The 22,799-nt window shown below is 33.5% G+C and carries 24 protein-coding genes; 17 read left to right on the forward strand and 7 right to left on the reverse strand.

Annotation, left to right across the window (positions count from 1 at the left end; genetic code table 11):
• Nucleotides 1-12: 12 nt before the first annotated feature.
• The 5 genes from MKO96_RS12100 to MKO96_RS12120 all read left to right on the forward strand — a co-directional run bounded on the left by MKO96_RS12100 (nt 13) and on the right by MKO96_RS12120 (nt 3,819).
• Complete coding sequence (locus tag MKO96_RS12100) at nt 13-786, forward strand: alpha/beta fold hydrolase (protein WP_240587541.1); 774 nt, start codon at nt 13-15, stop codon at nt 784-786.
• 67 nt (nt 787-853) lie between these two features.
• Nucleotides 854-2,287 (forward strand): MocR-like pyridoxine biosynthesis transcription factor PdxR, encoded by a 1,434-nt coding sequence (gene pdxR, locus MKO96_RS12105; protein ID WP_087981621.1) that lies wholly within the window; start codon nt 854-856, stop codon nt 2,285-2,287.
• A 33-nt stretch (nt 2,288-2,320) separates the two neighbouring features.
• The gene (locus MKO96_RS12110; protein ID WP_087981620.1) at nt 2,321-2,677 is read left to right on the forward strand and encodes a CidA/LrgA family holin-like protein; all 357 of its coding nucleotides are present in this window, start codon (nt 2,321-2,323) and stop codon (nt 2,675-2,677) included.
• A gap of 23 nt (nt 2,678-2,700) precedes the next feature.
• Nucleotides 2,701-3,372, forward strand: a complete 672-nt coding sequence (locus MKO96_RS12115; protein WP_087981619.1) for an LrgB family protein — start codon at nt 2,701-2,703, stop codon at nt 3,370-3,372.
• Nucleotides 3,373-3,393: 21 nt separating this feature from the next.
• Nucleotides 3,394-3,819 carry a YfmQ family protein gene (locus tag MKO96_RS12120; RefSeq protein WP_240587542.1) on the forward strand — a complete coding sequence of 142 codons (426 nt, stop codon included), beginning with the start codon at nt 3,394-3,396 and terminating at the stop codon, nt 3,817-3,819.
• Between the two features lie 22 nt (nt 3,820-3,841).
• On the opposite strand, the gene MKO96_RS12125 is transcribed toward MKO96_RS12120, so the two are convergent.
• Nucleotides 3,842-4,255 (reverse strand): CBO0543 family protein, encoded by a 414-nt coding sequence (locus tag MKO96_RS12125; RefSeq protein ID WP_240587543.1) that lies wholly within the window; start codon nt 4,253-4,255, stop codon nt 3,842-3,844.
• Nucleotides 4,218-5,396 carry a DUF2515 domain-containing protein gene (locus tag MKO96_RS12130; protein ID WP_240587544.1) on the reverse strand — a complete coding sequence of 393 codons (1,179 nt, stop codon included), beginning with the start codon at nt 5,394-5,396 and terminating at the stop codon, nt 4,218-4,220. The genes MKO96_RS12125 and MKO96_RS12130 overlap by 38 nt, the downstream gene beginning before the upstream one ends.
• A gap of 298 nt (nt 5,397-5,694) precedes the next feature.
• Between MKO96_RS12130 and MKO96_RS12135 the strand changes: the two genes are divergently transcribed.
• From MKO96_RS12135 to MKO96_RS12150, 4 genes are read left to right on the forward strand one after another with little or no spacing between them, the layout of a single operon-like run.
• Entirely contained in the window at nt 5,695-6,681 is a 987-nt protein-coding gene (locus MKO96_RS12135) for a UDP-N-acetylglucosamine 4,6-dehydratase family protein (RefSeq protein WP_087981616.1), read from the forward strand.
• Complete coding sequence (locus MKO96_RS12140) at nt 6,678-7,580, forward strand: SDR family oxidoreductase (protein WP_240587545.1); 903 nt, start codon at nt 6,678-6,680, stop codon at nt 7,578-7,580. The genes MKO96_RS12135 and MKO96_RS12140 overlap by 4 nt, the downstream gene beginning before the upstream one ends.
• Before the next feature lie 25 nt (nt 7,581-7,605).
• Nucleotides 7,606-7,926 (forward strand): DUF6572 domain-containing protein, encoded by a 321-nt coding sequence (locus MKO96_RS12145; RefSeq protein WP_240587546.1) that lies wholly within the window; start codon nt 7,606-7,608, stop codon nt 7,924-7,926.
• Nucleotides 7,927-7,974: 48 nt separating this feature from the next.
• On the forward strand, nt 7,975-9,039 hold the full coding sequence (locus tag MKO96_RS12150) for an undecaprenyldiphospho-muramoylpentapeptide beta-N-acetylglucosaminyltransferase (RefSeq protein WP_240587547.1): 1,065 nt from the start codon (nt 7,975-7,977) through the stop codon (nt 9,037-9,039).
• A gap of 98 nt (nt 9,040-9,137) precedes the next feature.
• On the opposite strand, the gene MKO96_RS12155 is transcribed toward MKO96_RS12150, so the two are convergent.
• Nucleotides 9,138-11,858, reverse strand: a complete 2,721-nt coding sequence (locus tag MKO96_RS12155; protein ID WP_240587548.1) for an EAL domain-containing protein — start codon at nt 11,856-11,858, stop codon at nt 9,138-9,140.
• A 439-nt stretch (nt 11,859-12,297) separates the two neighbouring features.
• On the opposite strand from MKO96_RS12155, the gene MKO96_RS12160 reads away from it, so the two are divergent.
• The 3 genes from MKO96_RS12160 (at nt 12,298) to MKO96_RS12170 (ending at nt 14,352) form a co-directional block, all read left to right on the forward strand.
• Entirely contained in the window at nt 12,298-13,113 is an 816-nt protein-coding gene (locus MKO96_RS12160; protein ID WP_240587549.1) for an alpha/beta fold hydrolase, read from the forward strand.
• Between the two features lie 30 nt (nt 13,114-13,143).
• A complete protein-coding gene (locus MKO96_RS12165; RefSeq protein ID WP_240587550.1) occupies nt 13,144-13,719 on the forward strand; it encodes a histidine phosphatase family protein in 576 nt (191 codons plus the stop codon).
• Between the two features lie 315 nt (nt 13,720-14,034).
• Complete coding sequence (locus MKO96_RS12170) at nt 14,035-14,352, forward strand: hypothetical protein (RefSeq protein ID WP_240587551.1); 318 nt, start codon at nt 14,035-14,037, stop codon at nt 14,350-14,352.
• A 92-nt stretch (nt 14,353-14,444) separates the two neighbouring features.
• On the opposite strand, the gene MKO96_RS12175 is transcribed toward MKO96_RS12170, so the two are convergent.
• Complete coding sequence (locus tag MKO96_RS12175) at nt 14,445-15,083, reverse strand: YczE/YyaS/YitT family protein (protein WP_001241260.1); 639 nt, start codon at nt 15,081-15,083, stop codon at nt 14,445-14,447.
• A gap of 193 nt (nt 15,084-15,276) precedes the next feature.
• Here MKO96_RS12175 and pepT point away from each other — a divergent pair, with 193 nt between their 5' ends.
• Nucleotides 15,277-16,509, forward strand: coding sequence for a peptidase T (gene pepT, locus MKO96_RS12180; RefSeq protein WP_240587552.1), 1,233 nt, complete (start codon nt 15,277-15,279; stop codon nt 16,507-16,509).
• Nucleotides 16,510-16,546: 37 nt separating this feature from the next.
• On the opposite strand, the gene MKO96_RS12185 is transcribed toward pepT, so the two are convergent.
• Genes MKO96_RS12185 through adaA form a run of 3 tightly spaced genes read right to left on the reverse strand, consistent with a single transcriptional unit; the run spans nt 16,547 to nt 18,562 of the window.
• Nucleotides 16,547-17,458: a DNA-3-methyladenine glycosylase family protein gene (locus MKO96_RS12185; RefSeq protein WP_240587553.1), complete on the reverse strand. Its 912-nt coding sequence runs from the start codon at nt 17,456-17,458 to the stop codon at nt 16,547-16,549.
• The gene (locus tag MKO96_RS12190; protein WP_240587554.1) at nt 17,455-17,985 is read right to left on the reverse strand and encodes a methylated-DNA--[protein]-cysteine S-methyltransferase; all 531 of its coding nucleotides are present in this window, start codon (nt 17,983-17,985) and stop codon (nt 17,455-17,457) included. The genes MKO96_RS12185 and MKO96_RS12190 overlap by 4 nt, the downstream gene beginning before the upstream one ends.
• Complete coding sequence (gene adaA / locus MKO96_RS12195; protein ID WP_240587555.1) at nt 17,966-18,562, reverse strand: bifunctional transcriptional activator/DNA repair enzyme AdaA; 597 nt, start codon at nt 18,560-18,562, stop codon at nt 17,966-17,968. Before adaA ends, MKO96_RS12190 begins: the two co-directional genes overlap by 20 nt.
• 154 nt (nt 18,563-18,716) lie before the next feature.
• Between adaA and MKO96_RS12200 the strand changes: the two genes are divergently transcribed.
• From MKO96_RS12200 to MKO96_RS12215, 4 genes are all read left to right on the forward strand, one after another.
• Nucleotides 18,717-19,475 (forward strand): exodeoxyribonuclease III, encoded by a 759-nt coding sequence (locus MKO96_RS12200; protein WP_240587556.1) that lies wholly within the window; start codon nt 18,717-18,719, stop codon nt 19,473-19,475.
• Between the two features lie 298 nt (nt 19,476-19,773).
• On the forward strand, nt 19,774-20,739 hold the full coding sequence (locus tag MKO96_RS12205; protein WP_240587557.1) for an iron-hydroxamate ABC transporter substrate-binding protein: 966 nt from the start codon (nt 19,774-19,776) through the stop codon (nt 20,737-20,739).
• Nucleotides 20,740-20,766: 27 nt separating this feature from the next.
• On the forward strand, nt 20,767-21,774 hold the full coding sequence (locus tag MKO96_RS12210; protein WP_098274723.1) for a FecCD family ABC transporter permease: 1,008 nt from the start codon (nt 20,767-20,769) through the stop codon (nt 21,772-21,774).
• Entirely contained in the window at nt 21,767-22,789 is a 1,023-nt protein-coding gene (locus MKO96_RS12215; protein ID WP_240587558.1) for a FecCD family ABC transporter permease, read from the forward strand. The genes MKO96_RS12210 and MKO96_RS12215 overlap by 8 nt, the downstream gene beginning before the upstream one ends.
• Nucleotides 22,790-22,799 lie beyond the last annotated feature (10 nt).

Genomic DNA, 22,799 nt, shown 5'->3' on the forward strand with positions numbered 1-22,799 from the left:
AAGGTGATGAATATGTATTTTGAATATAAGAATCGAAAAATTTCTTACAATATAGAAGGGTCGGGCCCTGTTATATTGTTATTACACGGTCTTGGTGGGAACGCAAACAATTGGCTATATCAAAGACAATATTTCAAAGAGAATTGGACGGTGATTTCTCTTGATTTACCGGGGCATGGGAAATCTGAAGGGCTGGAAATTCCTTTTAAAGAATATACAAATGTTTTGTATGAGTTATGCAGTTATTTAAAGCTACAAAAAGTAGTTATGTGTGGTCTTTCAAAAGGAGCTAGAGTCGGTATCGATTTTGCTATTCAATATCCAGGCTTTGTTTCTAGCTTAATTGTTGTAAATGCATTTCCTTATTTGGAGCCTGAAGATCGAAAAGAACGAATTGAAGTATATGATTTACTTAGCTTGCACGATAACGGAAAAACATGGGCGGATACATTATTGAAGGCGATGGGAGTAGCAGATAATGAAGTAATTGTCAGGGGATTTTATCAATCTTTACAGTCTATTAATTCGGTGCATATTCAAAGCTTATTTGCTGAATTAGTGGACTATGATCAAAGACCGTTTCTTTCAAATATTTCATGTCCTACATTAATTATAAGAGGGGAAAATGATGATTTTGTCCCTGAGAAATATGTAAGAGAGTTTGAACGACATTTGAAAAATACAACTTTCATTGAGTTGAAAAGTAGTGGGCACTTACCTTATTTAGAACAGCCAACTAGCTTTAATATGACTGTAAAAATGTTTTTAAATCATGCACTTAATTAATACTATTATTACAGTCAATACTGTTATTAGGAAATCAAGTATATTTCGTTTTGAGAGGGGCAACAAGGTGGAATGGAAACCAAATCGTGCAGATAAGACGCCTGTATATAAACAAATAGCGGATTATATTGAAAGGGGCATTTCTTCAGGTGAGTTTCCTTCTGACAGCAAGTTACCTTCTGAGCGTATGTTAGCGAAAGAATTACAGGTGAACCGAAGTACGATAGTAGCTGCATATGAAGAATTAAAATCACTTGGAGTAGTAGAACGGCAAAAAGGAAGTGGGACACGGGTAAATACAGACATATGGGGTGTTTCACATAAACGAATACCGAACTGGGGTAGGTACGTTGAGGATGGATCATTCTTACCTAATGTACCACTCGTTCAACAAATTAGAACAGAAACACAAAAAGACGACTTAATTAATTTAGCGAGTGGTGAATTGTCACCAGAATTAATTCCGAGTGATAGATTCCGAACGATTTTGTCGGAAAAAACTTTTATGGAGAACCTCGGTTATGACCATCCACTTGGAAATGAAATGTTGAGAAAAACAATTGCAGCACATGTTCAGCAATATAAACAAATTGAAGCGGATTCGAATTCTATCCTTATTACATCCGGCGCACAACAGGCACTTAATCTTATCGTGCAATGCTTATTAAAACCTGGCGATGCGATTGCAATTGAGGACCCTTCGTATTGTTTTTCATTGCCGATGTTTAAATCCGCGGGGTTAAAAATATTCCATCTACCTGTTGATCAGCATGGAATGAATCCAGATGACTTAATTGATTTGCATAAAAAGCATCGTATTCGCATGGTATTTTTGAATCCAGATTATCAAAATCCAACGGGAACTGTGCTTTCATTAGCAAGACGTAAAAAGATTTTAGAACTGTCTTCTGAATTTGGGATACCGATTGTAGAAGATGATCCGTATAGCTTAACTTCATTTAATGGAGAAGTGAATCCAACATTAAAATCAATGGATCAAAACGGGAATGTTCTTTATATAAGTTCATTATCAAAAATTGTTGCATCAGGATTACGTATTGGTTGGGTAATTGGCCCAACGCGTGTAATTGAACGTTTAGCGGATGCGAAGCAGCAAGTTGATTTTGGCCATAGTGTATTTACGCAGTGGGTGGCAAATCAATTTTTAGAATCAGAAGATTTTCATGCACATATTACAATGCTTCGTGAACAATTGAAAGACAGAAGAGATGTGTTAATTAGAAAGCTTGAAGAAATATTAGGGGCCCAGGTTGAATTTTTTGTTCCAGAGGGTGGAATACATTTATGGTGCAAAGTGCAAGGAACGTTTGATGAATATCATTTACTAGGCGAATCTATACGAAATGGTGTAGCGTTTGTCCCAGGAAGTGTTTTAGGTACTAAAAGTGAATATATTCGTTTTACTTTTGGGAGAGTAAATGCCGAACAAATTCAGCTGGGAATTACGAGATTCGCGGAAACGTTAAATGAGATTTCATAATAGAGATGCGTAATATTGAAATGAGGGAAAGAAATGAAGTACGTGACGCTTTTACTTCAAGTAGGCGTGCTATATGTATTTAGTTTAGTTGGAACGTGGATTCAAGGAGTATTCCATTTATCAATGCCAGGAAGTTTAATAGGGATGTTAATGCTGTTTCTGATCCTTTCTACTCGTATTTTACCATTAAAGTGGTTTGAGGAAGGTGCGGAAAAGTTAATCTTATTTTTACCGTTATTTCTAATTCCTTCGACAACAGGGCTGATGGAATACGGGTCTTTTCTTTTCAGTAAGGGGAGTGTTACATTCCTTTTAGTAGTTGCAAGCACGGTGGTAACTTTGGTTGTTTCAGGGTATATAAGTCAATTATTAGTAACATCAAAAAAATAAAATAGACAAGGTGCACGATGCAAATGGTCTTAATTATTATTACTGTAGTAATGTATGTATTGGCGACAAAGTTATATAAAAAAATTCCGTTTCCATTTATGTTACCGGTGTTAACAGTTACAGCAAGTATGATTTGCTTATTTCTGATTTTTGGTATTTCTCATCATGAGTATAGAGCAAATGGGGGAGACATTCTTTCCGGCTTATTGAGTCCTGCAATTGTAGCGTTAGCGATACCTTTATTTAAAGAGCGAAATATACTTATGAAAAACTTTTTGTCGATACTTATCGGCGTAGCGGTAGGGATAGTGGCTTTAACGAGTATGAATGTAGTGATTGGCGGAATGTTAAATATAGATAAGGAACTCATATTAACAACAATGCCGCAATTAGCGACGATGCCTATCGCCATTTCATTAGCGGATCAAATTGGTGGTATTCCATCTATGACTTCTAGTTTTGTAGTTGTTGCAGGAATAACAGGTGCTATTATCGGACCAACAGTACTTAAGTTTTTCCGTATAACAAGTACGATTGGAAAAGGGGTGGGGATGGGCTGCGCATCACATATTATTGGTGTGAGCCGTCTCGTGAAGGAAGGCGAGAAAGAGGCGACGATTGGTTCAGTGACGATGATTGTAACCGGAATACTCATTAGTATATTTATACCTTATGGAACGAAATTTATATTTTAAAATGTAATGGAGATGATGAAAATGACAACATGGTTTATAGTGACATTATTTATTTTTGGCGCTCTTAAAGTACTAGTTTCTAGTATGCCAACTTCTGTTGTAGAATCAATTATTAGTAGATTTGAATTGCATCAAAAACTTGAAGAAGAGAATACCTCTATATCGATAGATGAAAAGAATATAGAGGGAGAAATGAAACTACAAGTTATTCATGAATTTAATGAGGCTTTATTTTTAGATAAACATTATTTCCCGCCGCACGGGGAAGGAACACCAATCGTTATTAACACGAAGAAAGGGAATAAAGAGATTAAGTTTTCTCTATATAGCCATGAGGAACATGTTGATGTAATCAAGCAATATAAGAAGAAAATCGTTGCCTACCGTTTACGTTCAAAAATTCTTCAAAATCCTGCATCATTAACAATAACCGAAGATTATGCTTAAGAAGAGATCGATTATGGTCTCTTCATTTTTGTATGAAATGATATACTTTCCAAATAAAAGAAAAGAAAATCATATAGCCAAATAAAGAATATGTATGATTCCAATCTACACTATGCATAAATAGCCCTAACTTTTCAGTAACCTGTTCAAAAATACTAGCACAAATACCGATTGAAACAATAAATAGAATTCTAGAAACTGTAGATAATGTTTTTGAAATTTGTATAAAAATCATTGTTAAAATTGGTAGTACAAACAAAGTAAAGCCAATGTTGATTGAAAATATGGATGAGAATGGTCTAACTGGAAAGGAATACATTTGTTTCGCAACAAAGAAAGCATCTAAGCAAGTTCCGATAATAGAAGAGAGTAAGGTTGTAACTGTTAATGCTAGAAAATCACTCTTCTTCTCGAAGGAGGACGTTTTTCTTTGCAAGAATTGCCAACTCAATTTTTTCGAGTGTTTTACAGTAGTCTTCTGTAATTTGTCCATTTATATTTTCCTCCTTATCTACTAAGTAATTTACAACTTGCCAGTCCGTAAACCAATCTTCACTGTCAACTTCTTCATGCCTCATATCTCGCCACGCATAGATGAGTGCAGGACTGTATATACGATAAGCGCCACTACGCAACTGGCATTTCTTTATTCGCCGCTTATAAAACTCACGGGAAAAAAATTCATTTACACTTGAAAATAAATGAGGCCAGTAATCTTTCCTTGATCCTGTATGCGGATGGTGCTGGGCCCAGCTTATTATTTGAGATAAAACATGTGTGTCTCGAAATAATAAGGAATACAACCTTTTTCCAATTAAGATTCGTTCGTGTAAGGAAGTGAAATGTTTCATTGTATCACCAAATAGTAATACTTTAAGTTTCTTATCATTTTCGTAGAATGGGAAAAGGATATGATTAAATTGAAAGAAATCAAAGAGTTTAAATCCAATACTATTAAGTACAGTCTTTTTAAATTGTATATTTTGAATCACTCTTTTTTCTAAGTAGTGTTGTTCATTAATAATAGTTGCAATGGCTAATGTTTTTTTGTTACCTGTTTTCCAAAAATCGTTCCACATCGTTTCCATAAATGTAGAAACATTTAGGTGTGGGAGAAGGTGAAATAGTTTTTGTGCTCTTTTTACGCTTTGTTCATAAAGCAGAAATTGAGGATATACATCTTGGAAAATAAGCCAATTCCCTCTTTCTAAAAAAGAAAAGAATGTAATTTGATCTTTCTCAGATAAAATTCTCGTATATAAATCGCCCTTTAAATCAGTCATATTCCAACCGCCGTTACGTGATACCATATGCCCAAGTAGTGCCCAATGTATTTCTGGATATTGAATGTAAAATTGGTAGTATGCGCGTGTTCTTGTCACATTATTTTTATTTAGCTGTTCTGTTTGTATTTTTATGTTGTTGATGATGAGTTGCTCTTCTTTCGTTAATTTATACATCGTGCCAGAATGTATGAGTTTGCTTTTTTGTTTTAATTCATTTTTTACATCAAATAGGGAGAGAGGCAGTGCTTTGGAAGGTCCGTTATATGTATGATTTGAATTGCTTCGGTACATTCCATTCCCTCCCTTTTTACATGATTATTGGATATGAATCATTCTATTTATTTTATTACGAGTATAAGAAATAAATGAGCGGTGTTTTTTACAAGGATTTAGTTATCATACAAAAAGCATAAAAAATCTTACTGTTGTGAGGTGAAATGAAAAACAGAAACTATGTTTAATAGTTTCTGTTTTTTATTTTTGTCAATTAAATGTAACAAACGACGATTATGATTTAAATCAATTGAAAATAATTCAATAAATTTTATAAATACAGTTTTAATTGAAATGTGTGGTAGGAGGAAAAGAAATGCTAAATAAAATAATTTTAATTACTGGTGGTACAGGTTCGTGGGGACATGAACTTATAAAACAACTATTAGAAAAATCACCGAAAGAAATTAGAGTTTTTTCAAGAAATGAAACGGTTCAGTTTGAAATGCAGCAACAGTTTATAAATGATGATAGATTAAAATTTATTATTGGAGATATTCGTGATAAAGGTCAACTAGCCTATGCTTGCCAAGGTGTCCATTATGTATTCCATCTTGCAGCTTTAAAACATGTTCCAGTATGTGAGTATTATCCTTATGAAGCTATAAAAACCAATATACACGGTACGCAAAATGTAATTGAAGCATCTATGCAGATGCAAGTTGAGAAAGTTATATATGTTTCAACGGATAAAGCAGCCGATCCATCAAATACGTATGGGATGACAAAAGCAATTGGTGAGAAGTTAATGGTTCATGCGAATATGCAAACGAAGAAAACAAAATTCATTTGTGTTCGTGGTGGAAATGTTTTGGGGACGAGCGGAAGTGTGGTACCACTTTTTAAAAAACAAATTAAAAAATCTTCACAAGTAGGGATTACCGATGCAAATATGACTAGATTTTTCTTAACGATTGAAGATGCTGTTGGATTGTTATTTAAAGCCGTATATCAAGGTAGAGGTGGGGAAATCTTTGTTATGAAAATGCCGGCATGTAAAATAACAGATTTAGCAGAAGTGTTAATTGAAGATTCGAAAAAGGAAAACGTGAAGGTAAAAGAAGTAGGGATAAGACCGGGTGAAAAATTAAGTGAAATGCTTTTATCTGAGGTAGAGAGTAAAACAAGTATAATTTTTGATCAAAATTATTTTGTGGTACTACCGACTATTCCTATAGAAGGGCTGCAAGAATATTATGCTAGCTATCCGCTTGTGGATGTGAAAAGTTTTAGTTCTCAACAAGACTTACTTGCAAAACACGAGGTGAAACAAATGTTATTAAAAGGAGGGTTTTTACGATGAAAAAAAATGCGAGTCTTTTAATAACTGGTGCAAATGGTTTCACAGGACGCCATGCTTGCCAATATTTTTTAGAGCAGGGCTTTCATGTATTTCCTATGTTTCAAAATCGTGCACATAGAGAAATAATTGGGAATGGTATTACTTGTAATTTAACTAATAAGAGCGAAGTAATGAAACAAATAAAGCCAGATTATGTATTGCATTTAGCAGGAAGGAATTCGGTTATAGAGTCTTGGACAGCTGCTCTTGAATATGTAGAGATTAATGTAATAGGGACATTATATTTATTAGAAGCAATTAAGCAGGAAGCACCTCACTGTAGAACGTTGGTTATAGGATCTGCTTTGCAAGCAGATAGTATGAATGAAATGAAAATTTCAAATCCATATAGTTTAAGTAAAACGATGCAAGTCATTATTGCAGAGGCGTGGAGTGAATTAATGAATTCAAATATTATCATTGCAAAGCCCTCGAATTTAATTGGTCCAGGAGTATCGAATGGTATTTGTTCTATTCTTGCAAAAAAAATGATAACTATAGAGTCGAATAAAAGTGAAGCAATTATTGAAGTAAACAGTTTGAAAGATAGTAGGGATTTTTTAGATGTACGTGATGCGGTTAAAGCGTATCATGTGTTATTACGCGATGGAACAAATGGAAAACAATATAATATTGGATCAGGGGTAAAACGGTCTTTATTAGATGTAATAGAACAATACAAAGAATTAACACAGCTGAATTTTTCCATAAAAGAAGCAGAGCATAGTGGGAGCGAATCAAATGAGAATTTAGTAATAGAGGATATAAAAAGGTTAGGTTGGGTCCCAGAAATTCAATTCCATCAATCATTAAAAGATGTACTCGAGTATGCGAAGCGTGGTGAAATCTGCATTCAATGAAAAATAAAAAGGGTGTAAGAAATATATGAATGGCTATAAAACAATAGATAATCAAAATACGCTATTTCTTTTAATTGTTGATACGTTGGACTGGAAAGATGAGGAAGAGCATGTTTTGTGTATCTATGAGGCGATAAATAAATGTCGAGCTTATGTGGAAAGTAAAAAGGATGATAGGAAAAATCCAGTAATAGGTACAGGAACTAGGCCTGTAATTCAAGTCTTTGCTCAGTATGAATGTAGTGAATATGGAAATGATTTTTATGATCTTATTAAAGATTTTTTGCAAGATATAGGATTTGAGCTAAATGTTTATATAAATAATAGTAAGTTTACTTACATTTAATAGATTAGTATAAAACAAGATTTTTAATGATAAAGGTGGATATAAATTATGAATAAAAAGATTCTCTTTACTGGGGGCGGTACAGCCGGACACGTAATGATTAATATGGTATTAATTCCTAAATTTATGGAAAAAGGATGGGGAGTTGAGTATATTGGATCTCAAAATGGAATTGAAAAACTATTAGTTCAAAATGTGAAATACAATAGTATTTCAACGGGAAAGCTTAGGAGATATTGGGATTGGGAAAACTTTAAAGATCCTTTTAAAATAATAAAAGGTTGCATACAAAGTTATAAACTGATGAAACGCATAAAACCAGATGTTATTTTTTCGGCAGGGGGATTTGTGTCCGTTCCTGTAGTAATAGGAGCGTGGATGAATAAAGTACCCGTAATAATACGTGAACCAGATAGTACGTTAGGATTAGCAAATAAAATAGCATTACCTTTTACTACAAAACTATGCACAACATTTCCTCAGACAGGAGCAAATGTAAGGAATGAGAAGAAGGTTTATGTAGGACCAATTGTAAGGGAGGAAATTGAGAGGGGCAACATATTGCGGGGAAGAAGCTATTGTAAATTTCAGCAAGATAAACCAGTATTATTAATTATGGGTGGGAGTCAAGGTGCTCAATGGATAAATGATATGGTAAGGAAAAGTTTGGAAACATTACTGCTAAATTTTAATATTGTTCATATGTGCGGTAAAGGGAAGGTAGATTCATCTATTGGTATGGAAGGTTATATGCAATTTGAGTATATAGGGGACGAGTTGCCGCATATACTAAATATGGCGAGTGTTGTAGTTTCTAGAGCGGGTTCTACTGCTATTTCTGAATTGCTATTTTTGAAGAAACCGATGTTGCTTATCCCGTTAACTAACAGTTCCAGTAGGGGAGATCAAGTTTTAAATGCTGAATATTTTTCTCGGCAAGGATATGCGGAAGTTTTACTCCAAGACAGAATAAGTACGAATGTATTCATACATGCAGTAAATAAGTTGCATACAAATAAGGAGAGATATATTCAAAACATGAATGGATATAAGAAAACAAATGATGAGGGGATTCATCAATTAATAGATATAATAAATGAAGTGGTGAAGTAATAGAAATTTAAATAAAAAACAAAAGGAAAGAAGGTATCTTCTTTCCTTTTTACTATAGTTGTTCAAATTCATTATTACTTATCCATATTAGCTATGTATTATGGTTGGATCCCACTTTCTAATAGCTGAGTAAATGCATGAGTATGGATAGGCTTACTATAATAGTAACCTTGAATAAACTGACATTTATTTTTTTGAAGGAAATTCACATGTTCTTTCGTTTCTACACCTTCAGCAATGACAGACATTTCTAATGTATGTGCTAATGTAATAATCGTTTTAATAATTTCCATTCCATCTTCACACGTTTCAGACATTGTAATAAATTCTCTTGGGATTTTTAACGTATCTATTGGATATAAAGGTAAATACGCTAGTGAAGAATAACCTGTACCAAAGTCGTCGATTGAAATGTGAACTCCTAAACCCTTTAGTGTGCGGAGCTTTATCAATGTTTCTCGCTCATCCATCATTGCAATGCGCTCTGTTAATTCAAGGTCGAGAGAACTTGCCGGTAAGCCTGCAGTTGCTAATGTAGAAGAAATAGACTTTACAAAATCTTCTTGTTCAAATTCTTTAGCAGATAAGTTTACACCAATTTTTAAATGAGAATATCCGAGTGTGTGCCAACGTTTCATTTGCTCACAAGCCTGCTGCAATGTCCATTTTCCTATTGGAATAATTTGTAGTGTTTCTTCTGCAATCGGAATAAACTCGTATGGAGAAATAATGCCTAATTCAGGATGATTCCACCTGATTAGAGCTTCTGCACCGATAATTTTATTAGATTCACTATCAACTTGAGGTTGATACAAAAGGAACAATTCTTCATTTTGTATTGCGCTGGGTAAATCTTTTTCTAATCGTAATCGTCTTTCAATTTTTTTAGCAATTACATCGTCATAAATAGAGACAGAGTTAAGTTCTTTTGCTTTTGCATCATACATGGCAACATTAGCATTTTTCAAAAGTGTAGCGGTATCGATTCCGGAATGTGGATAAATAGCGATGCCGATACTAAGTGATAAAGTTAATGTATGCTCATGTATGACAAACGGTTTTTCCATGCATTCAAATAACTGGTTGCATAAATCGAATAAGGAATCTTCGTCAGTATAGTTTTCAATTAAGATTGTAAATTCATCGCCACCGATTCTTGACAGATGAGTATGTGATGGAAGACATGATTGGAATCGCTTCGCTACTTCTTCTAATATGTGATCTCCTGCCGAATGTCCAAGTGTATCGTTAATTGCTTTAAAGCGATCTAAGTCTAAATATAATAATGCAAACTCGCTTTCTGTCGTTTTAGCATGTTTTATAACTCTTTTTAATTTCTTATGGAAAAAGGCGCGGTTCCCAATTTTTGTTACAGTATCATGGAATGCTAAATACTTTATTTCTTCTTGTTGCTTTTTTAGTGCGGTAATATCTTTTACCATAATATAGCTTCCTGAAATTTGTCCGTCTATTATAATAGGGACGATGGTAACGTATAAAAAATAAGTAAAACCATCTTTATATTTAGAACTTAGTTGTAAGTATGCCGATTCTTGTTGTTTCACTTTTTCTAATGCTGATGCTAGTTTATATTTGTCCTCATCTAAAATAATCGAAAAACAAGTTTCACCGAGTAACTCATCTGTTGGTGCTCCAAGTAGTATACTTCCGGCTTGATTTACATTTAAGAATACGCCATGTAAATCAATTGTAAAAATAGGATCAGGGTGATATTCATATAACGATTTAAACTTTTGTTGTTTTTGAGATAGAGCCTCGGATTTATGAACTAAATCAGAAGTCCGTAAAGTCACTTTTTCTTCTAGTTGCGCATTAAATGCTTGTAAACGTTTTGTTAGGGAATTGTTTTGCATACGTACAATAGAATGACGAATGAGTACGAAAATAAAAGTAATACAATTTCCTGTAATGAGAGTTGAAGATGATGTTTGTTCTTTTAATGTAAACCCGATTAGTATTGCAACAGCAAGATAGGGAAATACAACTAAAGCCTTTTTTCCTATTATAGGGTTCACAATGAAATAATTTTTATGGCTATTACGATCTGCTGAAATAGATCCAGCTATTGCAATAAATAATATAGGTATTCTATATAAAAGACGTAATAATGTTATCGTTTCAGTTGATAAATGGTTATTTAAGTAAAAATAAATATAGTTAAAAGTTGCAGAACTTATTAATACAAAAATAAAGATATAAATCTTCCGTTTAGAATTAAAAATTGTCGGACGGAAAAAGAGACTAACGCCTAGTAGAAGAAATAATAAATCTGCAATTGGATATAGAAATGAAAGGAAAACATCTCCCAGTGAAAGGGTAAATATATTTAAATCTGGCTGATTAAATAAATACCATTCTAATGTGAATATGGAAGTAAGTACTATACATATATCACAAATAAAGAACGCCTTTTCCCATTTATCGCATTCTTTTAAAATTTTATAACTGAAAGCGATAAGGCAAAAGAGTAGAAAAAACATGTAAAATACATCAGAAATAGTAAAACGATGTATTGGAATTTCGAAGAAGCTATCTTGATATGTATATACTATTTTTCCTAATAAAAAACTCCCAATTGCTATTGTGATACATACCCAAAATGGATTTGAACTGACTTTTTTAGAATATATAGAATAAATTAGTGATACAAATGTAATGGCTTCAACGATAAGTGAAGCGAAGCGTACATCCGAATTTGAAAAATGAGTAGGGAACAGATAAAAAAATATAAAATAGATTGAATAGCATATTAATGTTCCGATTAATATACATAGTTGTAAATTTTTATTTAATTTCAATAAAATCACCTTCTTTAATTATGCACTATATTCGTAATATCTATACATAATAATATTATTTAAGAATTGTATCAGATTTCCTTGTAAAAATCTTGTTTATAAGGAAAGTATTGAAGAGTTTAATACTTCTGAAAATTGAAAAAATATTGAGTTTGATAATATGTACTTCATCAGGATTTTAAATGGAAATTGTATATTTAGTCATCGTTTGAATTGTAAAGGTTTTTTAGTAATTTGTAAGTGGAGATGCACAATTGCATATAAAATGATGAGAATCCTCTTTCTAGCTGATCTTTTGATTGTTATAGGCTATTTTAAGTAAGGTTTTCATTTTTAATCTGAAAATTAACATTTGTAAAAATGTTACAAACGGATATAAAATAAGAACGTGTATTCTTACAGAGTGGATAGTATTTTCACTAAATAGGGAGGACTTTTTATGTTATTTCGAATGAAAGATGCAGAAGTATACTATGAAATTATGGGTGAGGGTAAACCAGTCATTATTATACATGGCTGTGCGCCGGATCATAGGTTAATGATGAAATGTATGGAATCAGTATTTCAAAAATATGAAGGTTATCAACGAATATATATTGATTTACCTGGAATGGGAAAGTCGAACGCTCCAGATTGGATAAATAGTTCAGATCATATATTAGAAGTGTTAACTATATTTATTGAAGAAATCATTCCAAAGGAAGATTTTTTACTAGTAGGAGAGTCTTTCGGCGGATATTTAGCTAGAGGGATACTTTCAAAAATGTTTGAGAGAGTCAATGGATTATTATTAATATGTCCTGTGGTTGTTGCGCTGCAAAAAGAAAGACGTTTACCGGATAAACAGATAATTGTACAAGATAAGGAGTTTTTAAATACGTTAACTTCTACCGAAAGAAAAGAATTTAGCGAGTTAGCAGTGGTAGCAAATGAATATACATATAAGCGATTTAAAGAAGAAATTAAGCCGGGGTTAGATGTTGCTAATTATGAATTTATTGAAAGGTTGCAAAAAAATTATTCTCTTACTATGGAGTTTCACCGAAAGAAATACGAGAAACCCGTTCTTTTATTAGCAGGAAGACAAGATATATCGGTAGGTTATCGAGATATTATAGAAATTATTGAAGATTATCCAAGAGCGACATTAGCGGTGCTTGATATGGCGGGACATAATTTGCAAATTGAACAGCCTGAACTATTCGAGAGTTTAGTAGGAGAATGGATTACACGAACAAATCAGCAAAGTTTATAAAAGACGAATGAATATTTTCAAGGAGGAAGTATGAGTACATATATTTATATGGTTAGGCATGGGGAATCACCAAAATTAGAAGGAAATGAAAGAACGCGTGGGTTAACTGAGAAGGGAAGTTTAGATGCTCATAGAGTAATTGACATATTAAAAACAGAGGGAATTGATACTTTCATTTCAAGTCCGTATAAGAGGGCTATGTTAACGATAGAAAAAGTAGCCGATTTCTATGAAAAAGAAATAGTAGTATATGAAAATCTCAAAGAGTGTATGTTTTTAAATGAGGATCAGATTATATCAGATAAAGAGGTGTATCCACTTGTAAAGAAGATGTTCTCTGATCCAGATTTTGCGCTAACAGAAGGAGAGTCATATAAGGATTGTCAGGCAAGGGTAGTGAAAGTGTTAAAGGAAATATTAATGGATTTTCAAGGGGGAAAAATTGTAATTGGCACACATGGGCTTGTAATGACACAAATGATGAATTATTTTGATGATCAATACGGGTTTGAATTTCTAATGCATACATCGAAGCCTGACATATATAAGTTGGAAGTTAAAGATGAGCAATTAATGAATGTAGAAAGATTATGGATAGGAGAATGAAACTGAATATATGGAGTGTGTTTTAATTCGTACTTATAAAATATATTTTTTTATAGAAAGCGTTTTATCAACTATTTTTAGAATGTTGAATTAATAAGTAATTATTCAATTTCTGAATAATATAAATGTAAGTTGGTTTAAGGAAAGAATTTTAAATTTGACGAAACTCCAAACGTTGGATTTATATTCAAACAGAGAAAAAGATGTAGAATTTTGTCTTACGGTCCCCGTTTACTTTTCATTTCGTTACATATAGGATTTGTGGTGTAAAGGGGAAAATCACCTTTATACAAAATTTATAAGGAGGACAATGTGATGAAAAAGATTAAAAAGTTTGCGGGAGTAGCTTTAGCAGGTACGATTGGATTAAGTGGACTACTGTTTTTAGAACAAAGTGTAAGCGCTGCGGAAACACAGCAGGTGAAAGAAGGAAACTTCAATGCAGTTGACGTCACGATGAATCAAAGTGAATTTTATGTATTGAGTGGTAGAAGTATTGATATTCTTTCTGGAGATAAAGAAGCCATTCAGCTAAATAAATACACAATTCGTTTTAGTAAACCAGGGAAGTATGTTATTAGAGTAAATGGTTGTACTTATGACGATATATATACATTTATTGTGAATAAATAGTATGTATTCTTAAATTGTGAGATAAAAAAAGAAACACCCTATTTGCGGTGAGCATCGTAAATAGGGTGAATTTATTTGTATTAAGCTGTATTTTAAATATGTTCACTAACTTTCTCTTTGTTATGTAAAGTGTGTAAGAGGGTTTGAAACATCTTAAATGATTGCTGAAAGATTGGACTTTGAATAAAGGTGTAAAGAAAAGTTACGATGAAAACAGGACCTCCTAGCATAAATCCAATAACTAGTACAACACATTCTACTATAATTCTAGCACGGCTAATAGATAGCCCTGTTTTGTCCGAAATAGTAAGCATGAATCCATCTCGAGGGCCAGCACCAATCCCAGCCGCAACATACATCCCTCCCCCAATACCTGTAATTGCAATACCAGCAAATAAAATGAGTAAGTTTATCCATAAATAATCACTAGCGTTTGGAAGGATATTTGATTGTAAGAAAAAGTCCATAATGGGACCGATAAGTAGTGCATTTAAAAATGTACCCACATTTATATATTTTCGATCTACTAGTAAAGAAATGAGAACGAGACATAATCCACATATGACACTCCACGTACCAATGGTCCATCCAAACCTTTGGTAGAGAGCCATATTTAAAACTTCCCAAGGATGTAAACCGAGAAATTTAACTTTGACTGCAAGAGCATTTCCAAGGCCGAAAAAAATTAATCCTAAGAAAAAAAGAAAATAGCGAAAGAGAGTTAGCCTCATCTTTAAAACCTCCCATATTTTATAATTATGTATATTACATGTAAGAGTTTTAATGTACAAATATTACGACTTTTTAGCTGTTATTTAAAATTGCTAAAATACAAATGAAATATATATTCACAGTCAAAAAAGTTAAAATATTTCGTTTTAAGGATTATAATAGAGAGAGAAACATAAAAGGGAGTGGATGAGTTTGAAACAAGAACTTATTGAAAGATTTACGAGATATGTAAAGATTGATACACAATCAAATGAAGAAAGTCATACAGTACCAACAACACCTGGACAAATTGAGTTTGGTAAGTTATTAGTGGAAGAGTTAAAAGAGATTGGCTTAACAGAAGTAACAATGGATGATAATGGGTATGTAATGGCAACGCTCCCTGCTAATACGGATAAGGATGTGCCAGTAATCGGCTTTTTAGCACATTTAGATACGGCAACAGACTTTACAGGTAAAAACGTAAAACCACAAATTCATGAAAATTTTGATGGCAATGCAATTACGTTAAATGAAGAGCTAAATGTTGTGTTAACGCCAGAACAGTTTCCGGAATTACCATCATATAAAGGACATACGATTATTACAACGGATGGTACAACACTTCTAGGAGCAGATGATAAAGCTGGTCTAACTGAAATTATGGTTGCAATGAACTATTTAATACATAATCCGCAAATTAAACATGGGAAAATAAGAGTAGCATTTACGCCGGATGAAGAAATTGGTCGTGGGCCAGCGCATTTTGATGTAGAAGCGTTTGGTGCATCATGTGCTTATACGATGGATGGAGGTCCATTAGGTGGTTTAGAGTATGAAAGCTTTAATGCTGCAGGTGCTAAGTTAACGTTTAACGGAACGAATACACACCCTGGAACAGCGAAAAATAAAATGCGTAACGCAACTAAACTTGCTATGGAGTTTAATGGGCACTTACCAGTAGAAGATGCACCAGAAAATACAGAAGGCTATGAAGGATTCTATCATTTACTTTCATTAAATGGTGATGTTGAGCAAAGTAAAGCGTATTATATTATTCGAGATTTTGATCGTGAAAATTTTGAGGCGCGTAAACATAACGTTGAAAATATTGTGAGGCAAATGCAAGAGAAGTATGGACAAAATGCAGTCGTTTTAGAAATGAATGATCAATACTATAACATGCTTGAAAAAATCGAACCAGTGAGAGAAATTGTTGATATTGCATATGAAGCGATGAAAAGTTTAAATATCGAACCAAACATTCATCCGATTCGTGGTGGAACAGATGGATCACAATTATCGTATATGGGATTACCAACGCCGAATATTTTCACAGGTGGTGAAAACTATCACGGTAAGTTTGAATATGTTTCGGTGGATACGATGGAAAAAGCTGTTCAAGTTATTGTGGAAATCGCAAGACGATTCGAAGAACAAGCTTAAAAAAGAACCAAGTAGTGCGGATGCGCTACTTGGTTCTTTAGTATAATACTCGCCACAAATAAAAAGTTGCGTAAGACTCCCAGTTGGTCCAATTTGCCGCAAAATCTTTTATTTCCTGTTTAGTCGGTTTACTTTCAGAACCTGTTATATATTTAATTGCATTGTGCAAGCCAACATCGTCAATGGGAAAAGCGGAAGGAAATCGTAAACAGCGCATTAAAACATAGTTGGCAGTCCAAGGTCCTATACCATGTATAGCAGTTAATTGTTTTTCAGCTTGTTGCACATCTTGTATTTGCAGTAAAGATTCTTTTGATAATTTTCCTTCTGTAATAAGCTTTGCAATACCGATTACATATTCACATTTTCTAGTCGTCATTTTTAAGTTTTTGAGATCCTCTACATGTAAATTGGCAATCCTTTCAGGAGAAGGGAATATCCAATGTTTTCTATCGTTCCATTCTACATAATTTCCAAAGTGTTCGACTAATCTTCTTTTTAGTGTATAAGCATATGTGAGATTAATTTGCTGACCGATAATTCCCCAGGAAAGTGCTTCAAATAAGTCTGGAATGCCTAAAGTACGAAGCCCATTATATTGTTCAATTGGTCCTTGAAGAAGTACATCATGTTTAGCTAATGTATAAAAGGGAGCTAAATCAGTAGTTAAATCAAACCACTCTTTTACATAGTGAGCTACAGCTTCGCATATCGATTCTTCGGATGTATATGATTCTTCTAAAAAACGTATTTGAATATTATCATCCGAGTTCATACTAATTTCAACTAAAGGATGTACATCCTGAACAGGGATAACTTTATAAATTTTGTTATCTTCAATGTGAAACATACATTCATTGTTAGAACGTGATAGATAGCGTAAATTTTCTTGGAAACTAAATTCTGTTGGAACTGCTAAAGTTAATGCGCTAGTATATTTTGCTGTCATATGCATTCTACCTGAGACTTTTCTAATGTAAGCAACACTTTCTTCATTTCTAATCCACCCCTAAAACCGGTTAGTTTACCATTCTTCCCAATAACACGATGGCAAGGAATTGTAATGAGGAGAGGGTTGGCGGCAATAGCAGTAGCAACGGCACGCACAGCAGTAGGTTTTTGCATTCTTTCGGCAATTTCTGAATAAGAATATGTCTTCCCATAAGGAATTTCACGTATCGTATTCCAAACAGATAATTGAAAATCAGTTCCGTAAGCATCGATAGGGAATGTAAAAGTTTCTCGTTTACTTTCTAAATACTCGATAACTTCTTTCGTATATGATTGTAGATAATCTGGATTACATGCCAATATATGTTGTGGCAATTTCTTTCTAGCCCATATATTTAGTTCTTCAAATTTTTCATCTTGTGATCCAATGAAGCATAGTCCATTTTCAGTTGTAGCAATATGAAACTGCCAATTTTCATGTGTAAGTAGCGTCCAATATATAAATTTATTTTTGGAGGAATTCATTATTATATCCTTCTTTCATTTCGTTCTTTTTTCGATATTCAGTAGGAGTAAATCCGGTTTTCTTTTTAAATAAAGTTGCGAAATACTCTGGGTTTTCTATCCCGACAGCAGTACTAATTTCTTTAATGGATTGATTTGTGTGTAAAAGGTGTTCTGCCGCTTTAACGATCCTAAACTGCTGTATATATTCTATTGGACTTATTCCTGTTACTTTTTTGAAAGTGCGTTGTAAATGAAATGGGCTACCATGACACATTTCCGCAAGTATATCGAGAGTTAATAATTCGTCGAAGTGCTTTTCGATATAATCTTTAATTTGTTCTACCCACTCTTCAGTAGGTAAAGTGAGCCCATTTGGTTTACAACGTTTGCAAGGGCGAAATTTTTCACTTAATGCTTGCTCTGCATGATGAAAAATTCGTACATTGTTTCTATTCGGTATTCTTGATTTGCATGACGGTCGGCAAAAGATTCCGGTTGATTTCACAGCATAAAAGAATTTACTATCATAGGAAGAATCATTATGAATAATTGCTTGCCAATGCTCATTTGTTAACGTAATCCCTTCATTGTGCAAAGAACATCACCTCTGAAATTAGTATAACCTGAATAAAGTGCGTATGTATGTATTCACAAATGTAAGAGCAAGATTACAAAGGTGAAAATATGATTGTTTTTCTATTTTGTGATAGCATGAAATTTGAAAGTGAACATCAAGAGGAGGACTATAGGTGAAGTTAATTTCGTGGAATGTAAATGGTTTGCGAGCAGTTATCGCAAAAGGTGGATTTTTAGAATATCTTGAGGAATCAAATGCTGATATATTTTGTTTACAAGAGATTAAATTACAAGATGGGCAAATTGATTTAAATCCAGAGGGATACTATACATACTGGAATTATGCTGTGAAAAAAGGTTATTCAGGAACGGCTATTTTTTCGAAAAAAGAACCGCTATCTGTAACATACGGTTTAGGAATTGAAGAGCATGATCAAGAAGGACGAGTTATTACTTTAGAATTCGAAGATTTTCACATGATAACGTTATATACACCAAACTCAAAACGAGGATTAGAACGATTAGATTACAGAATGAAATGGGAAGATGATTTCAGGGCTTATATTAAGCAATTAGATGAAAAAAAGCCCGTTGTTTTTTGCGGTGATTTAAACGTTGCTCATAAAGAAATCGATTTAAAAAATCCAAAAAATAATCGTAAAAACCCTGGATTCTCTGATGAGGAACGAGAGAAATTCACATGTATTTTAGAAGAAGGATTTATTGATACATATCGTTATCTGTATCCTAATCAGGAAGGTGTATATTCGTGGTGGTCGTATCGTATGGGAGCGAGAGCAAAAAATATTGGATGGCGTTTAGATTATTTTGTTGTTTCCGAAAGAATGAAAGACAAAATAACAGAGGCGAAAATAAATAGTGAAGTGATGGGATCAGACCATTGCCCAGTTGAATTACATATAAATTTCTAAAAAAAGAAGTATCTACCTAGGATTAGGCGGATACTTCTTTTTTTATTCAGTTTGTTAAAATTTTTCAAATCTTTCTTGAAATAATTGCATATTAAATATATACTTAGTAACGATAATCATTATCAATGAAAGTGTTATCAATGGATGAGGTGTAAAAGAATTATAGTTTAGGGGAAGGGAACGAGAATGAGTTCTGGATAGAATTATTAATCTAATGAAATATATATATGAGACAAGTTTCATATAGTTAAATTTTATTGAGAATATAGTTTGAAAATTCGAGAGGAGTTATATAAAGATGAACAAGAAGTTATTTACTTTAGGGATGGTTACAGTTTTAAGTGTAGGACTAGCAGCATGCAATAGTACGGATAAAACTTCAGGAGAACAAAAGCAACAGACAAAAGCTACGGAAACGAAAAAAGACGAAAAAAGAAAAATTACATATTTAGGTAAAGAATATACAGTGCCAGCAAAAGTAGATAAAATTGCGACAGCTAGTTTAGAGTCAATGGAAGATGCGGCGGTACTTGGCATTAAGCCGGTAGGTGCTATTACTGTTGGTGGTAAATTACCAAAGTATCTTGAAAAAGATTTAGAAGGTGCAAAATCTGTTGGTGAGAAGATGGAACCAAATTTTGAAACATTACTACAATTAAAACCAGATGTTATTACATCAAGTACGAAATTCCCAGCAGAAACAGCTGAAAAGTTCACGAAAGTAGCTCCGACATTCCCGGTATCGCACGTTTCAACAAATTGGGAAGATAATTTAAAATTAATGGGAGAATTAACTGGTAAAAAAGATAAAGCAGAAAAGATTATTAAAGATTACAATACGGATGCTGAAAAAGCAAAAGCAAAATTAGGAGATAAGTTAAAAGACAAAAAAGTACTTGTCATTAGACTTAGAGCAAACGATTTATTCCTATATCCAGAAGGAGTATACTTTAATCCTGTAATTTATAAAGATCTTGGACTAACTGCTCCAGAACAACTTAAAACGGTAAAAGCACAAGAAAAGATTTCTTTAGAAAAATTAGCTGAAGTTAATCCTGATTATATCTTCTTACAATACGAGGTAAGTGAAAATAATAAACCGAAAGTGTTAGAAGACATTGAAAATAATCCAATTTGGCAAAGTATGAATGCTGCGAAAGAAAAGAAAGTATTTGTAAACGTTGTAGATCCAATGGCACAAGGTGGTACAGCTTGGAGTAAAACAGTATTCTTAAAAGAAGCAGTGAAAAATTTATCTAAATAATACAATAAGTAAGGTGCGTTGAATGATATGCAGAAAACGAATGCGGTACCAGTAACCATTTTATGTATAGCACCCATATTGATTTTATTTACGGTTATACTTTCTATTTTATATGGTGCTAAAAACATTGATGCTCAAACAGTGTGGAATGCATTATTTCATTTTGATTCAAGCAATGTAAATCATAATATTATTATTACTTCACGTTTACCAAGGGTAGTTGCAGCTCTTTTAGTCGGAGCATTTCTAGCCATATCAGGAGCACTTATGCAGGGGATGACAAGAAACTATCTTGCATCCCCTTCTATTATGGGTGTGACGGATGGTGCAGCTTTTGTTATTACACTTTGTATGATTTTTCTTCCGGGGATGTCATCAATCGGTATGGTTTTATGTTCAATGATTGGTTCTGCATTAGGAGCGGGTATCGTGTTTGGTTTTGGTTCGCTCCTTCAAAATGGTTTATCCCCTGTTAGGTTAGCAATTATCGGAACAGTTATTGGAACATTTTTAAGTAGTGTATCTGCTGCGATGGCTTCGTATTTCCAAATTTCTCAAAATGTTAGTTTTTGGTTTAATGCAAAGTTAGATCAAGTGGACCCTACTGTAATTAAAATCACGATACCTTTTGGGATAATTGGGATAGCTTTAGCATTATTAATATCAAAATCTATTACAATTCTTTCTTTAGGAGAAGAGGTATCTATTAATCTAGGACAACGTACAAAACTAGTTAAAGCGATGGCGATTTTATCCGTTATTCTTTTAACAGGAACAGCAGTTGCTTTAGTCGGGAAAGTTGGTTTTGTAGGTTTAATTATTCCGCATATTACTCGCTTTATAATTGGGGTAGATTATAAGTGGATTGTACCTTGTGCAGGCGTTATTGGTGGAGTGTTCTTAGCGTTATGTGACGTTTTGAGTAGATTTGTAAACTATCCATTTGAAACACCAATTGGCGTCGTTACTTCCTTAATTGGAATTCCTTTCTTCCTTTATTTAATCCGTACAAGAGGGGGAGAGAGACATGCCTAAAAGTTCAAGTCAACGTTTCGGAATGACAATGGGGATTATTATATTTTTAATTTTGGGTGCTGTTTATATTAGTTTAACGAACGGTACGTTTGATATTACGATTACGGATGTATTTAAAACACTTTTTAGAATTGATCCAGTACCAGAACATGATCTAGTTATCTTTGATTTTCGTCTTCCACGCATCGTAATTGCTGGGTTAGTAGGATTAGGCCTCGGCGTTGCAGGTGCTGTTATTCAAGGGATTACGAGAAATGGATTGGCAGACCCAGGTATTTTAGGAGTGAATGCTGGGGCCGGCACAGCCATCGTTATTTTTATGTTTTTCTTTCAAGGGCAATTAAAGAGCACAGACTGGATGTCTATTATGATGATGCCAATGTTTGGTTTAGTCGGCGGATTAGGTGCAGCTATCATCATTTATCTGTTTTCATGGAAAAACGGTAAGCTAGACTCGCAACGTCTTTTATTAACAGGGATTGCAATTGGATCAGGATTTGGAGCATTTTCTATGTACTTATCACTCAAAATGAAGTCAACTGATTTCGAAATGGCTGCAGTTTGGGTGTCTGGAAGCATATATAGCGCAAACTGGAAGTATATTGTTGCTATGTTGCCGTGGCTTATCATATTAATTCCGCTTATACAAAAAAAAGCTTATTTATTAGATTTATTTCAATTGGAAGAAACGAGTATTACAAGTTTAGGCGTTTCAGTAGAAAGAGAGAAATCTATTTTACTACTAAGTAGTATCGGACTTGTGAGCGCATGTGTTGCTGTTTCAGGAAGTATTGGTTTCATTGGACTAATGGCACCGCATATAGCGAAAAGGCTTGTTGGTATTCAGCATAAGTACATCATTCCTACGTGCGGAGTAATCGGAATGTTTCTTGTAATTGCTTCAGACTTTATTGCAAAAACAGTTTTCACACCTGTAGAGTTACCTGTTGGGATCGTTATTTCTATTGTCGGTGTACCGTATTTCTTATATTTACTTTATAAGGCGAAAGCGTAAGAGGAGGAAT

Origin of the sequence: Bacillus sp. ES1-5, from assembly GCF_022487605.1 — a bacterium.
Lineage (GTDB): Bacteria > Bacillota > Bacilli > Bacillales > Bacillaceae_G > Bacillus_A > Bacillus_A wiedmannii.

Bases quoted from the DNA above. Each gene is read 5' to 3' on its own strand.
- MKO96_RS12100 (WP_240587541.1), top strand. From the start codon at position 13: ATGTATTTTGAATATAAGAATCGAAAAATTTCTTACAATATAGAAGGG.
- MKO96_RS12110 (WP_087981620.1), top strand. From the start codon at position 2,321: ATGAAGTACGTGACGCTTTTACTTCAAGTAGGCGTGCTATATGTATTT.
- MKO96_RS12115 (WP_087981619.1), top strand. From the start codon at position 2,701: ATGGTCTTAATTATTATTACTGTAGTAATGTATGTATTGGCGACAAAG.
- MKO96_RS12120 (WP_240587542.1), top strand. From the start codon at position 3,394: ATGACAACATGGTTTATAGTGACATTATTTATTTTTGGCGCTCTTAAA.
- MKO96_RS12130 (WP_240587544.1), bottom strand. From the start codon at position 5,396: ATGTACCGAAGCAATTCAAATCATACATATAACGGACCTTCCAAAGCA.
- MKO96_RS12135 (WP_087981616.1), top strand. From the start codon at position 5,695: ATGCTAAATAAAATAATTTTAATTACTGGTGGTACAGGTTCGTGGGGA.
- MKO96_RS12140 (WP_240587545.1), top strand. From the start codon at position 6,678: ATGAAAAAAAATGCGAGTCTTTTAATAACTGGTGCAAATGGTTTCACA.
- MKO96_RS12145 (WP_240587546.1), top strand. From the start codon at position 7,606: ATGAATGGCTATAAAACAATAGATAATCAAAATACGCTATTTCTTTTA.
- MKO96_RS12150 (WP_240587547.1), top strand. From the start codon at position 7,975: ATGAATAAAAAGATTCTCTTTACTGGGGGCGGTACAGCCGGACACGTA.
- MKO96_RS12160 (WP_240587549.1), top strand. From the start codon at position 12,298: ATGTTATTTCGAATGAAAGATGCAGAAGTATACTATGAAATTATGGGT.
- MKO96_RS12165 (WP_240587550.1), top strand. From the start codon at position 13,144: ATGAGTACATATATTTATATGGTTAGGCATGGGGAATCACCAAAATTA.
- MKO96_RS12170 (WP_240587551.1), top strand. From the start codon at position 14,035: ATGAAAAAGATTAAAAAGTTTGCGGGAGTAGCTTTAGCAGGTACGATT.
- MKO96_RS12175 (WP_001241260.1), bottom strand. From the start codon at position 15,083: ATGAGGCTAACTCTCTTTCGCTATTTTCTTTTTTTCTTAGGATTAATT.
- MKO96_RS12185 (WP_240587553.1), bottom strand. From the start codon at position 17,458: ATGACAGCAAAATATACTAGCGCATTAACTTTAGCAGTTCCAACAGAA.
- MKO96_RS12190 (WP_240587554.1), bottom strand. From the start codon at position 17,985: ATGAATTCCTCCAAAAATAAATTTATATATTGGACGCTACTTACACAT.
- MKO96_RS12205 (WP_240587557.1), top strand. From the start codon at position 19,774: ATGAACAAGAAGTTATTTACTTTAGGGATGGTTACAGTTTTAAGTGTA.
- MKO96_RS12210 (WP_098274723.1), top strand. From the start codon at position 20,767: ATGCAGAAAACGAATGCGGTACCAGTAACCATTTTATGTATAGCACCC.
- MKO96_RS12215 (WP_240587558.1), top strand. From the start codon at position 21,767: ATGCCTAAAAGTTCAAGTCAACGTTTCGGAATGACAATGGGGATTATT.